General features: G+C 70.3%; 10 protein-coding genes. 6 read left to right on the top strand and 4 right to left on the bottom strand.

Annotation, left to right across the window (positions count from 1 at the left end):
• Nucleotides 1-66: 66 nt before the first annotated feature.
• Both gltB and M2283_RS18115 read left to right on the top strand, forming a co-directional pair.
• On the top strand, nt 67-4659 hold the full coding sequence (gene gltB, locus M2283_RS18120; protein ID WP_280877295.1) for a glutamate synthase large subunit: 4593 nt from the start codon (nt 67-69) through the stop codon (nt 4657-4659).
• Nucleotides 4652-6115, top strand: a complete 1464-nt coding sequence (locus M2283_RS18115) for a glutamate synthase subunit beta (RefSeq protein WP_280877294.1) — start codon at nt 4652-4654, stop codon at nt 6113-6115. The genes gltB and M2283_RS18115 overlap by 8 nt, the downstream gene beginning before the upstream one ends.
• Nucleotides 6116-6239: 124 nt before the next feature.
• On the opposite strand, the gene M2283_RS18110 is transcribed toward M2283_RS18115, so the two are convergent.
• Together M2283_RS18110 and M2283_RS18105 are read right to left on the bottom strand one after the other, a co-directional pair.
• Nucleotides 6240-7106 (bottom strand): chitosanase, encoded by an 867-nt coding sequence (locus tag M2283_RS18110; protein WP_280877293.1) that lies wholly within the window; start codon nt 7104-7106, stop codon nt 6240-6242.
• A gap of 47 nt (nt 7107-7153) precedes the next feature.
• Complete coding sequence (locus M2283_RS18105; RefSeq protein ID WP_280877292.1) at nt 7154-8065, bottom strand: rhomboid family intramembrane serine protease; 912 nt, start codon at nt 8063-8065, stop codon at nt 7154-7156.
• A gap of 183 nt (nt 8066-8248) precedes the next feature.
• Here M2283_RS18105 and qcrB point away from each other — a divergent pair, with 183 nt between their 5' ends.
• Nucleotides 8249-9907 (top strand): cytochrome bc1 complex cytochrome b subunit, encoded by a 1659-nt coding sequence (qcrB, locus tag M2283_RS18100; protein ID WP_280877291.1) that lies wholly within the window; start codon nt 8249-8251, stop codon nt 9905-9907.
• Nucleotides 9908-9913: 6 nt separating this feature from the next.
• Here the strand turns inward: qcrB and M2283_RS18095 are convergent, their stop codons facing one another.
• Nucleotides 9914-10873, bottom strand: coding sequence for an acyl-CoA dehydrogenase family protein (locus tag M2283_RS18095; protein WP_280877290.1), 960 nt, complete (start codon nt 10871-10873; stop codon nt 9914-9916).
• Complete coding sequence (locus M2283_RS18090; protein WP_280877289.1) at nt 10873-12012, bottom strand: acyl-CoA dehydrogenase family protein; 1140 nt, start codon at nt 12010-12012, stop codon at nt 10873-10875. Before M2283_RS18090 ends, M2283_RS18095 begins: the two co-directional genes overlap by 1 nt.
• A gap of 48 nt (nt 12013-12060) precedes the next feature.
• On the opposite strand from M2283_RS18090, the gene M2283_RS18085 reads away from it, so the two are divergent.
• The 3 genes from M2283_RS18085 to M2283_RS18075 are packed head-to-tail and all read left to right on the top strand — an operon-like array spanning nt 12061 to nt 14660.
• Entirely contained in the window at nt 12061-12849 is a 789-nt protein-coding gene (locus tag M2283_RS18085) for an SDR family oxidoreductase (RefSeq protein ID WP_280877288.1), read from the top strand.
• Nucleotides 12850-12864: 15 nt separating this feature from the next.
• Nucleotides 12865-13476: a TetR/AcrR family transcriptional regulator gene (locus M2283_RS18080; protein WP_280877287.1), complete on the top strand. Its 612-nt coding sequence runs from the start codon at nt 12865-12867 to the stop codon at nt 13474-13476.
• 26 nt (nt 13477-13502) lie between these two features.
• The gene (locus M2283_RS18075; RefSeq protein WP_280877286.1) at nt 13503-14660 is read left to right on the top strand and encodes an acetyl-CoA C-acetyltransferase; all 1158 of its coding nucleotides are present in this window, start codon (nt 13503-13505) and stop codon (nt 14658-14660) included.
• Nucleotides 14661-14679 lie beyond the last annotated feature (19 nt).

Below are 14679 nucleotides of genomic sequence, written 5' to 3'. Positions count from 1 at the left end.
CGCAGAGGGCCAACGTCGTCCCTCGGCAATATGCATATGCCACTTGAGACGACGACGGGAGAGCCGATGCGTACGCCGCGCCAGCCGTCCCAGCATTCCGAGAATGGCCAGAACTGGGCCTTCATGGATGCTCGCCCTGCTGCGCAGGGTATGTACGACCCCCGCAACGAGCACGACGCGTGTGGCGTCGGCTTCGTGGCCACCCTCACCGGCGAGGCGTCCCACACCCTGGTCGAGCAGGCCCTGACGGTCCTGCGGAACCTTGAGCACCGCGGCGCCACCGGCTCCGAGCCCGACTCCGGCGACGGCGCCGGCATCCTGTCCCAGGTTCCCGACGCGTTCTTCCGCGAGGTGGCCGAATTCGAGCTGCCCGAGGCGGGCGGGTACGCGGTCGGCATCGCCTTCCTGCCGGAGGACACCCTTCAGGACGCCGTCTCACAGATCGAGACGATCGCGGCCGAGGAGGGCCTCACCGTCCTCGGCTGGCGTGACGTGCCGGTCGCTCCCGAACTCCTCGGTGCCACCGCCCGTTCGACGATGCCCGCCTTCCGGCAGATCTTCGTCACCGACGGCGAGTCGAAGGACATCGTCCTGGACCGCAGGGCCTTCGTGCTGCGCAAGCGCGCCGAGCACGAGGTCGGCATCTACTTCCCGTCGCTGTCCGCGCGGACGATCGTCTACAAGGGCATGCTGACCACCGGCCAGCTGGAGCCCTTCTTCCCGGACCTGTCCGACCGCCGCTTCGCCTCCGCGATCGCGCTCGTGCACTCCCGCTTCTCCACGAACACCTTCCCGTCGTGGCCGCTGGCGCACCCGTACCGCTTCGTCGCGCACAACGGTGAGATCAACACCGTCAAGGGCAACCGCAACTGGATGGCGGCCCGCGAGTCCCAGATCGCCTCGGACCTCTTCGGTGACAACGGCCTGGAGCGCGTCTTCCCGATCTGTACGCCGGACGCCTCCGACTCGGCGTCCTTCGACGAGGTGCTCGAACTCCTGCACCTGGGCGGCCGTTCGCTGCCGCACTCCGTGCTGATGATGATCCCGGAGGCGTGGGAGAACCACGACTCCATGGACCCGGCCCGACGCGCCTTCTACACCTTCCACTCCACGATGATGGAGCCCTGGGACGGTCCGGCCTGCGTCACCTTCACCGACGGCAAGCAGGTCGGCGCGGTCCTCGACCGCAACGGTCTGCGCCCCGGCCGCTACTGGGTCACCGACGAGGGCCTGGTCGTCCTCGGCTCCGAGGTCGGCGTCCTCGACATCGACCCGGCCAAGGTCGTCCGCAAGGGCCGCCTCCAGCCCGGCCGCATGTTCCTCGTCGACACCGTCGAGCACCGCATCATCGAGGACGACGAGATCAAGGCGGAACTCGCCGCCGAGAAGCCGTACGCCGACTGGATCGAGGCCGGCGAGATCGAGCTGGGCGACCTGCCCGAGCGCGAGCACATCGTCCACACCCACGCCTCGGTCACCCGCCGCCAGCAGACCTTCGGTTACACCGAGGAGGAGCTGCGCGTCATCATCGCGCCGATGGCCAAGGCCGGTGCCGAGCCGATCGGTTCGATGGGTACGGACTCGCCGATCGCCGCGCTGAGCGAGCGCCCCCGGCTGCTGTTCGACTACTTCACCCAGCTGTTCGCGCAGGTCACCAACCCGCCGCTGGACGCGATCCGCGAGGAGCTCGTGACCTCGCTGCGCTCGTCCCTGGGCCCCGCGAGCAACCTCCTTGAGCCGACGGCCGCCTCGTGTCGCAGCGTCACCCTGCCCTTCCCGGTGATCGACAACGACGAGCTGGCCAAGCTCATCCACGTCAACGCCGACGGGGACATGCCCGGCTTCAAGGCCGCGACCCTGTCCGGTCTGTACCGGGTCTCCGGCGGCGGCGACGCCCTCGCCGCGCGCATCGAGGAGATCTGCACCGAGGCCGACGCGGCCATCGACAACGGCGCTCGGCTGATCGTCCTGTCGGACCGCCACTCCGACGCCGAGCACGCGCCGATCCCGTCGCTGCTGCTCACCGCGGCCGTCCACCACCACCTCATCCGCACCAAGCAGCGCACCCAGGTGGGCCTGCTGGTCGAGGCCGGTGACGTCCGCGAGGTCCACCACGTCGCCCTGCTGATCGGCTTCGGCGCCGCCGCCGTCAACCCGTACCTGGCGATGGAGTCCGTCGAGGACCTGGTCCGCGCGGGTACCTTCCTGCCCGGCATCGAGCCCGAGCAGGCCATCCGCAACCTGATCTACGCGCTCGGCAAGGGCGTCCTGAAGGTCATGTCCAAGATGGGCATCTCGACCGTCGCCTCCTACCGCGGCGCCCAGGTCTTCGAGGCCGTCGGCCTCGACCGGACCTTCGTCGACACGTACTTCAGCGGCACCGCCACCAAGATCGGCGGCGTCGGCATCGACGTCATCGCCAAGGAGGTCGCCGCCCGGCACGCCAAGGCGTACCCGGCCTCCGGCATCGCGCCCGCGCACCGCGCGCTCGACATAGGTGGCGAGTACCAGTGGCGCCGGGAGGGCGAGCCGCACCTGTTCGACCCGGAGACGGTCTTCCGCCTCCAGCACTCCACGCGCGCCAACCGCTACGACATCTTCAAGAAGTACACGGACCGCGTGAACGAGCAGTCCGAGCGCCTGATGACGCTGCGCGGTCTGTTCGGTTTCAAGAGCGGCCGTGAGCCGATCTCCATCGACGAGGTCGAGCCCGTCTCCGAGATCGTCAAGCGCTTCTCCACCGGCGCCATGTCCTACGGCTCCATCTCGCGCGAGGCGCACGAGACCCTCGCCATCGCCATGAACCAGCTGGGCGGCAAGTCCAACACCGGTGAGGGCGGCGAGGACGCGGACCGGCTGTACGACCCGGCCCGGCGCAGCGCCATCAAGCAGGTCGCCTCCGGCCGCTTCGGCGTCACCTCCGAGTACCTCGTCAACGCGGACGACATCCAGATCAAGATGGCCCAGGGCGCCAAGCCCGGCGAGGGCGGTCAGCTGCCCGGCCACAAGGTCTACCCGTGGGTCGCCAAGACGCGTCACTCGACGCCGGGTGTCGGGCTCATCTCGCCGCCGCCGCACCACGACATCTACTCCATCGAGGACCTGGCCCAGCTGATCCACGACCTGAAGAACGCGAACCCGCAGGCGCGGATCCACGTCAAGCTGGTCTCCGAGGTCGGTGTCGGCACGGTCGCCGCTGGTGTGTCGAAGGCGCACGCGGACGTCGTCCTCATCTCCGGGCACGACGGCGGTACGGGCGCTTCGCCGCTCACGTCCCTCAAGCACGCCGGTGGACCTTGGGAGTTGGGCCTCGCCGAGACCCAGCAGACCCTGCTGCTCAACGGACTTCGCGACCGCATCGTCGTCCAGACCGACGGTCAGCTGAAGACCGGCCGTGACGTCGTCATCGCCGCGCTGCTGGGCGCCGAGGAGTTCGGTTTCGCGACCGCGCCGCTCGTCGTCTCCGGCTGCGTCATGATGCGCGTCTGCCACCTGGACACCTGCCCGGTCGGCATCGCCACCCAGAACCCGGTGCTGCGCGACCGGTTCGCGGGCAAGGCCGAGTACATCGTGAACTTCTTCAAGTTCATCGCCGAGGAGGTCCGCGAGATCCTCGCCGAGCTGGGCTTCCGCACCATCGAGGAGGCCGTCGGCCAGGCCGGCACGCTCGACGTCGAGCGCGCCGTCAACCACTGGAAGGCGCAGGGCCTGGACCTGGCCCCGCTGTTCTACGTGCCCGAGATGCCCGAGGGCGCGGCGCTGCACCAGGTCATCTCGCAGGACCACGGCCTGGAGAAGGCGCTCGACAACGAGCTGATCAAGCTCGCCGCCGACGCCCTGGCCGCGTCCAGCGCCACCGACGCCCAGCCGGTGCGCGCGCAGGTCGCGATCCGCAACATCAACCGCACGGTCGGCACGATGCTCGGCCACGAGGTGACGAAGAAGTTCGGCGGGGCGGGACTGCCCGAGGACACCATCGACATCACCTTCACGGGCTCGGCGGGCCAGTCCTTCGGCGCCTTCCTGCCGCGCGGTGTCACGCTGCGCCTGGAGGGCGACGCCAACGACTACGTCGGCAAGGGCCTCTCCGGCGGCCGGGTCGTCGTCCGCCCGGACCGGGGCGCCGACCACCTCGCCGAGTTCTCGACGATCGCGGGCAACACCATCGCGTACGGCGCGACCGGCGGCGAGCTGTTCCTGCGCGGTCGTACCGGCGAGCGGTTCTGTGTCCGCAACTCCGGTGCCACGGTGGTCTCGGAGGGCGTGGGCGACCACGGCTGCGAGTACATGACCGGCGGTCACGCGGTGGTCCTGGGCGAGACGGGCCGCAACTTCGCGGCCGGCATGTCCGGCGGCATCGCCTACGTGATCGACCTGCGCCGCGACAACGTCAACGTCGGCAACCTGAGCGCGATCCAGGAGCTGGACGACGCCGACAAGCAGTGGCTGCACGACGTGGTGCGCCGCCACCAGGAGGAGACCGCCTCGACGGTCGCCGAGAAGCTGCTGGCCGAGTGGGACACCGCGGTCGAGCGCTTCACCAAGATCATCCCCAGTACGTACAAGGCAGTGCTCGCCGCCAAGGACGCCGCCGAGCAGGCGGGACTCTCCGAGTCCGAGATCACCGAGAAGATGATGGAGGCGGCGATCAATGGCTGACCCGAAGGGCTTTTTGAACCACGGGCGCGAGGTCGCCAAGTCCCGTCCCGTCGACGTACGGCTGAAGGACTGGAACGAGGTCTACGTCCCCGGCTCGCTGCTGCCGATCATCAGCAAGCAGGCCGGCCGGTGCATGGACTGCGGCATTCCGTTCTGCCACAACGGCTGTCCGCTGGGGAACCTGATCCCCGAGTGGAACGACTACGCGTACCGCGAGGACTGGTCGGCGGCCCAGGAGCGGCTGCACGCGACGAACAACTTCCCCGAGTTCACGGGGCGGTTGTGCCCGGCTCCGTGCGAGTCGGCGTGTGTGCTCGGCATCAACCAGCCGGCCGTCACCATCAAGAACGTCGAGGTCTCGATCATCGACAAGGCGTGGGAGACCGGTGACGTCGCCCCGCAGATCCCCGAGCGGCTGTCCGGCAAGACCGTAGCCGTGATCGGCTCGGGCCCGGCCGGCCTCGCCGCCGCCCAGCAGCTCACGCGGGCGGGCCACACCGTCGCCGTCTACGAGCGGGCGGACCGCATCGGGGGTCTTCTCCGGTACGGCATCCCCGAGTTCAAGATGGAGAAGCGGCACATCAACCGGCGTATCGAGCAGATGCGCGCGGAGGGCACCCGCTTCCGTACCGGCATCGAGATCGGCGTCGACCTCAAGGCGACCGACCTGAAGAAGCGCTACGACGCCGTCGTGATCGCCGCCGGTTCCACCACCGCGCGTGATCTCCCCGTCCCGGGGCGGGAGTTGACCGGCGTCTACCAGGCGATGGAGTACCTGCCGCTGTCGAACAAGGTCCAGGAGGGCGACTACGTCACCTCCCCGATCTCGGCCGAGGGCAAGCACGTCGTGGTCATCGGCGGCGGCGACACCGGCGCCGACTGCGTGGGCACCGCCCACCGTCAGGGCGCCGCCTCCGTCACGCAGTTGGAGATCATGCCCCGCCCTGGCGACGAGCGGAACACGGTCTCCCAGCCGTGGCCGACCTTCCCGATGCTCTACAAGGTGACGTCCGCGCACGAGGAGGGCGGCGAGCGGGTCTACTCCGTCTCGACCACCCACTTCGAGGGCGACGAGGACGGCAACGTCCAGTGGCTGCACCTCACCGAGGTCGAGTTCATCGAGGGCCGACTGACCCCGAAGCCGGGCAGCGAGCGCAAGATCCCGGCCCAACTGGTCACCCTCGCCATGGGCTTCACCGGCACCGACCGGGACAACGGCCTGGTCGACCAGTTCGGCCTGGACCTCGACGAGCGCGGCAACATCGCCCGCGACGCCGAATTCCAGACCAACGTCCCGGGCGTCTTCGTCGCCGGTGACGCCGGCCGCGGCCAGTCGCTCATCGTGTGGGCGATCGCCGAGGGCCGCTCGGCCGCCCGCGGCTGCGACCGCTTCCTGGCCGGCGCCAGCGACCTGCCGGCCCCGATCCGCCCGACGGACCGCGCCCTGATGGTCTGACGGTTCACCAAAGACGTCCGTACAAAGGCGTACGGAAGACTGACGGCGTCTGCCCGACATGTCCCCGACCGGACACAAGGGCAGGCGCCGCCGCATGTCCACCGCAGGTCCAACTCGGCGCCCGCTAGGGCACCTTGTACGTCTCCCCGTACACCTGCCACGTCAGCGGGGTCTTCAGGTCCAGGTTCCCGTCGTACAGGAACCGCCGTTGGGCCGTGTCGACGCGGGAGGTGTCGAGGTCGGGGCGCTTGGTCTTCATGGCCGCACGGCGGATGTCCAGGAAGACGTCCAGGTACGCCTTCTCCGAGCCGCCCTGGGCGGGGGTGTCCGCCTCCCGCATCGCGCGCTCGCGCAGGCCGTGGAAGCTGGTCGCGTCGTTGCCGGGGCCGTGGAAGACCATGGCGTCGTAGTAGATGAACTGGCCCAGGGTGCCCAGGCCGTCGAGCTTGGCCTGGCGGACCGCCGGGTCGAAGTAGACGCGGTCGCGCTCCTCGTCCTGGGCCGCCTGGAACGCGGGCAGCTTCGCCTCGGCCTTCCAGGCGGCGGTGAAGCCGGGGCCCAGGCCCTCGTGCGAGTCCGTGCCGTCGACCTTGCGCAGGGCGGGGAGGTAGGCGGCAAGTCCGTTGTCCGGGTGGGCCTTCGTGTAGTGCTGGACCAGGGTGAGCAGGTCGTGGGTGCCACTGCAGAAGCCGACGAGGCCGGCCGTGTAGCCCTGGCCGTCGCCGATGTCCTCGATGTACGCGTAGGCGCTGCGCCAGTCGAGGGTCGAGTTCTCCGCGCTCGCCACCAGCTTCTGGGCCAGCTCCTTCTTCGCGGGCGCGGCGAGTCCTGGCGGCAGATCGGCGATCGCCTTGTCGTCCCGCGAGGTGGTGGCGGACGGGGTCTTCGACGTGTCGTGGGAGGCGGCGGGCGCGTCCGCGGGCAGGAAGTAGACCCCCACCGCGAGGGCGACGGGGATCGCCGCGAACAGGAGGAAACCGGCACGTCTCATGACGTACAGACTAGGTCAGGGCCGGTCGCGACCCGCGCGCGGGTCGCTCACACGTTCAGTTCCGCGACCCTCGCCAGCGCCAGGACGACCAGCAGCGCGAGCAGCGTCACGCAGGCGCCGGCCTGGACGAAGGGGCGGCGCCGGTCGCGCGGGGCGTACGCGTAGGCGACCGTCACCAGGCTGCCGGCCAGCAGACCGCCGAGGTGGCCCTGCCAGGAGGTGAGGCCCGCGGAGATCACCAGCCACAGCAGCAGGCCGGCCATGAAGCGGTTGACGGTCGCCATGTCGGCGCCCAGACGGCGGGCCATGACGTAGTAGGCGGCGCCGAGCCCGAAGATCGCGCCGGACGCGCCGAGGGTGGGGGTGTCGGGGGCGATCAGCAGTACCAGGACCGAGCCGCCGAGCGCGGACAGGAGATAGAGGGCGAGGTAGCGGACCCGGCCGAGCTGGGCCTCGACGACCCGCCCGATGTTCCACAGCGACACCATGTTCATCACGATGTGCAGGATCCCGAACGACCCACCGGTGGGCGGGAGATGGAGGAACGCGCTGGTGAGCAGCCGGTACCACTCGCCGTCGACGACACCCTCGGCGTGGAAGGCGGCGGGGTACGCCGCCTGCCACACGTAGTGGCCGCCGTCGGGCCCGACCAGACCACGCCCCAGCATCTCGAACCGGTCCACGACCGCGGGCCGCGCCACCTCGGCCACGTAGGCGAGCACATTGAGCCCGATCAGGATGTACGTCACCAGCGGCACCGTCGAGATCCGCCCGCCGAACGCCGTCCGGGCCTGCCGCACCGACCGCGCGCCTTCTCGTACGCACTCCACGCACTGGTGGCCGACGGCGGCATCCCGCATGCAGTCGGGGCAGATGTACCGCTCGCAGCGGGTGCACCGGACGTGGGACTCCACCTTGGGATGGCGATAGCAGGTGGTGACGGCGGACTCGGAATCCACGGCCGGCTCTCCTCGGACAGGGGTGGGGCGGAAGGGTGAGCCGGTGGGGGCGGCGGCGAACAAAATAGCGAACGCCGGGGGTGATCAGGAAAACGGGTCGGCCGGGCGGAGAGGCTGCACGCACCGTTGGCTAAGTCCGGCCCTCGTGCCACCCTGATGTTGATCCGACGGGGAGGCTGTTGCATGGACGGGGCACGATCGGTCAACGGGGCTGCGGGGACGGGTGGTTCGGCCCGCCGAAGCTCGGCCGGGAAGGGCGAGAAGCTCGCCGACTGGGCCGACGGACGGCTCGGGCTCTACGGCCTCGCCAAGGCCAACATGCGCAAGGTCTTCCCGGACCACTGGTCCTTCATGCTCGGCGAGATCTGCCTCTACAGCTTCATCATCCTGATCCTGACGGGCATCTACCTCACGCTGTTCTTCGAGCCCAGCGGCGTCGAGGTCGTCTACCACGGCTCGTACGAGCCGCTCAACGGTGTCGTCATGACCCGGGCCTACGAGTCCTCGCTCGACATCAGCTTCGACGTGCGCGGCGGGCTGCTGATCCGGCAGATCCACCACTGGGCGGCCGTGGTCTTCATCGCCGGCATGCTCATCCACATGATGCGGGTGTTCTTCACCGGCGCCTACCGCAAGCCGCGCGAGGTCAACTGGATATTCGGCTGGACCCTGTTGATGCTCGGCATCATCACCGGCCTGACCGGCTACTCGCTCCCGGACGACCTGCTCTCCGGCACCGGTGTCCGCTTCGCCGACGGCGCGATCCTGTCGATCCCGATCGTCGGCACGTATCTGTCGATGTTCCTGTTCGGCGGCGAGTTCCCGGGGCACGACATCATCTCGCGGTTCTTCCCGATCCACGTGCTGCTGCTGCCCGGGATCATGCTGGGCCTGGTGGTGGCCCATCTGATCCTGGTCTTCTACCACAAGCACACCCAGTACCCGGGGCCCGGCCGTGACCAGAAGTCGGTCGTCGGCATGCCCTTCCTGCCCGTCTACATGGCGAAGGCGGGTGGCTTCTTCTTCCTCGTCTTCGGCGTCCTGACGATCATGGGCGGCATCGCCAGCATCAACCCGGTGTGGGCCTTCGGACCGTACCGGCCCGACCTGGTGACCACCGGCGCACAGCCCGACTGGTACCTCGGCTTCTCCGAGGGGCTGATCCGGGTGATGCCGGGCTGGGAGATCAACATCTGGGGCCACACCCTGATTCCGGGCGTCCTGATCCCCTTCTCGCTCTTCCCGCTGATCCTGCTCGCCCTCGGCATCTACCCGTTCGTCGAGGCGTGGATCACCGGCGACAAGCGCGAGCACCACATCCTGGACCGGCCGCGCAACGCGCCCGTGCGCACCGCGCTCGGCGTGGCCTGGCTCAGCCTGTACGGGGTGCTGCTGATCGGCGGCGGCAACGACGTCGTGGCCACGCATCTGCACCTGTCCATCAACGCGATCACCTGGTTCGTGCGGATCGGCTTCTTCGTGGTGCCGGTGCTGGCCTTCCTGATCACCAAACGGTTCTGCATGGGCCTGCAGCGCCGGGACCGGGACAAGGTGCTGCACGGCCGGGAGACCGGTGTCATCCGGCGGCTGCCGCACGGGGAGTTCGTCGAGGTGCACGAGCAACTCCCGCAGGATCAGCTGCACACCCTCACCCAGCACGAGCAGGACCCGGCCTACGAGATCGGCCCGCTCGTCGACGCCAACGGTGTACGCCGACAGGTCACGCTCTCCCAGCGGGTCCGCGCCCAGCTGGCCCGGGCGATGTTCGGACCCGAGTCACGGATCCCGAAGCCGACGCCGGAGGAGTACAAGGAGCTCACCAGCGGCGACCATCACCACTGAGGCCGTTCACCAGCGGCGACCGCCACCGCTGAGCACCGTCTCCCGGCACTCGGCGGGGCCGCCCCACGCGGTGCGCAGGGCGCGGGCCTTGGTCAGCCAGAGGGAGAGGTCGTACTCCGCGGTGTAGCCGATCGCGCCGTGCAGTTGGAGTGCCGTACGGGCGGTCGTGTACGCGGCCTCGCAGGCGGCGACCTTGGCGGCTGCCACGTCGGCCGGGTCCAGGGTGAGCGCGGCGCCGAACAGCAGGGGGCGCGCGAACTCCAACGCGATCTTGGCGTCGGCCAGTTGATGCTTGACGGCCTGGAACGACCCGATGAGGACGCCGAACTGCAGGCGCTGCTTGACGTAGGCGACGGTCCGGTCGAGCAGGGCGAGCCCGACGCCGAGGGCCTGGGCGGCGGTGGCGAGCCGGGCCCAGGTGAGGGCCTCGCCGAAGTGCGCCTCGGCGCGCAGGAGTTCACCGCCGGTGGCCGGGAGCGTCAGCCGCCGCGCGGGGTCGAGCGAGGCGCGTACGGGGCCGTGGCCGGGGGCGAGCCGCAGTTCGCCGTCGGTCAGGGTGAACAACGCGCTCGCCGCGTCCCCGTCCAGCGCGTAGCCGCCCGCGGTGGCGAGGGTGGCCACGGTCTCGCCCGAGGCCAGCGCCGGCAGATACCGCTTCGCCGGGCCCGGTTCGGTCAGCAGGGCCGCCGCCGTCACCGTCTCCACCAGCGGCCCCGGCACCGCGTGCCGGCCCAACTCGACGAAGGCGACGGCCAGTTCGACAGGACGGGGCCCCAGACCCTCGTACGCCTCCGGTATCGCCAGCGCGAACACTCCCGCCCCGGCGATACGGCCCCACAGGTCGAAGCCGCGTGTGTGGTCGCCGGCGCTCCAGGACCGGATCGCCGACGGGGTGTCCGCGGACGTCAGCATCGCGTCCAGGGAGGTCGCGAACGCGCGCTGTTCCGTGTCGAGCAGGAAGCGCATCAGCGGCGTCCCTTCGGCAGGCCGAGCAGGCGCTCGGCGATGATGTCGCGCTGGATCTCGTTCGTGCCCGCGTAGATGGGGCCGGCGAGGGAGAAGACGTAGCCCTCGGCCCAGTCGGTTTCCGTCAACTCGCCCTGTTCGCCCAGGAGATCGAGGGCGGTCTCGTGCAGCGCGATGTCGTACTCCGACCAGAACACCTTGTTCAGGCTGGACTCCGCGCCGAGGGACTCGCCGTCGAGGAAGCGGGAGGCGTGGGCGTAGGTGAACAGGCGGTAGGCGCGGGCGCCGATCACCGCGTCGGCGACCCGGTCCCGCACCGGCTCCGGGGCGCCCTGCGTCTGCCACAACTCGCCCAGCCGGTGGGCGCCGGCCAGGAAGCGGCCGGGGGAGCGCAGCATCAGCCCCCGCTCGTTGCCCGCCGTCGACATGGCGATCCGCCAGCCCGCGCCCGGCTCGCCGATCACGTCCTCGTCCGGCACGAACACCTCGTCCAGGAACAGTTCCGCGAACGCCGGCTTCCCGTCCAGGCGTCCGATCGGGCGGACCCTGACGCCGGGCGCGCGCAGGTCGAACATCAGGTAGGTCAGGCCCTGGTGCGGCTTAGGGGTGTCCGGGTCGCTGCGGAAAAGCCCGAACGCGCGGTCGGCGAACGCGGCCCGCGAGGACCACGTCTTCTGCCCGCTCAGCAGCCAACCGCCGTCCGTGCGCACGGCCTTGGACCGCAGCGAGGCCAGATCGGACCCGGCCTCGGGCTCCGACCACGCCTGCGCCCAGACCACCTCGCCGGTGGCCATGGACGGCAGTACACGCGCCCGCTGCTCGGCCGTCCCGTGGTCGAAGAGGGTGGGCGCGAGCAGACTGATCCCGTTCTGCCCGACCCGGCCCGGCGCGCCCGCCGCCCAGTACTCCTCCTCGAAGACCAGCCAGGAGATCAGGCCGACGCCCCGCCCGCCGTACTCCACCGGCCAGTTGACGACCGACCAGCGCTCCGCGGCCAGTTCGGCCTCCCACGCGCGGTGCGCCGCGAAGCCCGACCCGGTCTCCAGGGACGGCAGCGCGACCTTCGGCACATGGTCCGCGAGCCACGCCCGGGCCTCGGCGCGGAAGGCGTCCTCGTCCTGCGTGAAGGCGAGATCCATGGGCTGCCATCCTTCCCTAACAAGTGTTTGGTAGGTTAGCGTGGGCCCATGACAGGCGTCGAGAGTCCGGCGTACGAGCCGGGGCACGGGCTGCTGACGGGACGGGCCGCGGTCATCACGGCCGCCGCCGGCGCCGGCATCGGCGGCGCCACCGCCCGGCGCTTCCTGGAGGAGGGCGCGCGCGTGCTGATCAGCGACGCGCATGTGCGCCGGCTCAAGGAGCACGAGGCGGAGCTGGCCGGGGAGTTCGGAGCGGACGCCGTCACCGCGCTGCCGTGCGACGTGACCGACGAGACCCAGGTGCAGGCGCTCATCGAGGCGGCCGTACGCGCGCACGGGCGGCTGGACATCGTCGTCAACAACGCGGGCCTGGGCGGGACTTCGGACCTCGTCGACATGACCGACGAGCAGTGGGGCCGGGTCCTGGACGTCACCCTCAACGGTACGTTCCGGTGCACCAGGGCGGCGCTGCGGCTGATGCGCGAGGCCGGCGCCGGGGTCATCGTCAACAACGCCTCTGTGGTGGGCTGGCGCGCGCAAGCCGGGCAGGCGCACTACGCGGCCGCCAAGGCGGGCGTGATGGCGCTGACCCGGTGCGCGGCGATCGAGGCCGCGGCGTACGGGGTGCGGGTGAACGCGGTCTCGCCGAGCCTCGCCATGCACGCGCACCTGGCGAAGGTGACCACGCCCGAGCTGCTGGAGCAGCTCACCGCGCGCGAGGCGTTCGGGCGGTACGCGGAGCCCTGGGAGGTCGCCAACGTGATCGTGTTCCTCGCCTCCGGCTACTCCTCGTACATGACCGGCGAGATCGTCTCCGTCAGCAGCCAGCATGCGTAGCTGGACAATGGTCGCGTGCCGACCAAGAAGAAGCCCCAGGTGACCGCCGCCCCCGCGCGCCGCCGCGAACTCCTCGACACCGCCGCGGAGGTCTTCGCCGAGCAGGGTTACAACGCCACCACCGTACGCAAGATCGCGGACCACGCGGGCATGCTCGCGGGCAGTCTCTACTACCACTTCGACTCCAAGGAATCGATGCTGGAGGAGATCCTGCGGACCTTCCTCGACGAGCTCTGGAGCGGCTACGACGCCGTCCTGGACGCCGAGTCGGGTCCCCGCGAGACGCTGGCGGCCCTGGTCACCGAGTCGTTCCGGGAGATCGACCGGCACCGCGCCGCCGTCGCGATCTACCAGAAGGAGAGCAGACAGCTCGTCGCGCAGGAGCGGTTCGCGTTCCTGGCCGAGTCGCAGCGCAAGTTCGAGAAGGCGTGGCTGTCCACGCTGGAACGGGGGGTCGCCGCCCGGGTGTTCCGGGCCGACCTCGACGTCCGGCTCACCTACCGGTTCGTGCGCGACACGGTGTGGGTGGCCGCGTCCTGGTACCGGCCCGGCGGACAGCACAGCCCGGAGGAGATCGCCCGGCAGTACCTGTCGATGGTGCTGGACGGGATCGCCGTACGCACGTAACTCAAGGGTGAGTCTGGGGAGTTGCCATGGCCGAGGCCTACATCGTCGAAGCGGTCCGTACGCCCGTGGGACGGCGCAAGGGAGGGCTGAGCGGGGTCCATCCGGCCGATCTCGGCGCGCATGTGCTGAAGGAGCTGGTCGCGCGGTCGGGTGTCGATCCGGCCGCCGTCGAGGACGTCGTGTTCGGGTGTCTTGACGCGGTCGGGCCGCAGGCCGGGGACATCGCGCGGACCTGCTGGCTGGTGGCCGGGCTGCCCGAGGAGGTGCCGGGCGTGACGATCGACCGGCAGTGCGGCTCCTCGCAGCAGGCCGTGCACTTCGCGGCCCAGGGCGTGCTGTCCGGCACCCAGGACCTGGTGGTCGCGGGCGGGGTGCAGAACATGTCGCAGATCCCGATCGCCTTCGCCACCCGGCAGGCCGCCGAGCCCCTCGGCTTCACGCAGGGACCCTTCGCGGGCAGCGAGGGCTGGCGGGCGCGGTACGGGGACCGGCCGGTGAACCAGTTCGCGGGCGCCGAGATGATCGCCGCGAAGTGGGGGATCAGCCGTGAGGACCAGGAGGAGTTCGCGCTCCGCTCGCACCGGCGGGCACTCTCGGCCATCGACGAGGGCCGCTTCGAGCGGGAGACCGTGCCCTACGGCCATGTCGCCGTCGACGAGGGGCCGCGCCGGGACACCTCCCTGGAGAAGATGGCCGGACTCAAGCCGGTCCTCGACGGCGGCACCATCACCGCCGCCTGCTCCTCGCAGGTCTCCGACGGGGCGGCGGCGATGCTGCTCGCCTCGGAGCGCGCGGTACGGGAGCACGGGCTGACGCCCCGCGCGCGCGTGCACCATCTCTCCGTGCGCGGCGAGGACCCGATCCGCATGCTCTCCGCGCCCATCCCCGCCACCGCGCACGCCCTGAAGAAGACCGGCATGACCATCGACGCCATCGACCTCGTGGAGATCAACGAGGCCTTCGCGCCGGTCGTGTTGGCCTGGCTGAAGGAGACCGGCGCCGACCCCGACCGGGTCAACGTCAACGGCGGCGCGATCGCGCTGGGCCACCCGCTCGGCGCGACCGGAGTCAAGCTGATGACGACCCTGCTGCACGAACTGGAGCGCACCGGCGGCCGGTTCGGCCTGCAGACCATGTGCGAGGGCGGGGGACAGGCCAACGTGACGATCATCGAACGGCTGTGAGCCGCGCGATCATTGGACG

Source organism: Streptomyces pseudovenezuelae, from assembly GCF_029892565.1.
GTDB lineage: Bacteria > Actinomycetota > Actinomycetes > Streptomycetales > Streptomycetaceae > Streptomyces > Streptomyces pseudovenezuelae_A.
Note: the sequence above shows the minus strand (reverse complement) of the source record. Positions and strands in the feature narration are given on the sequence as shown.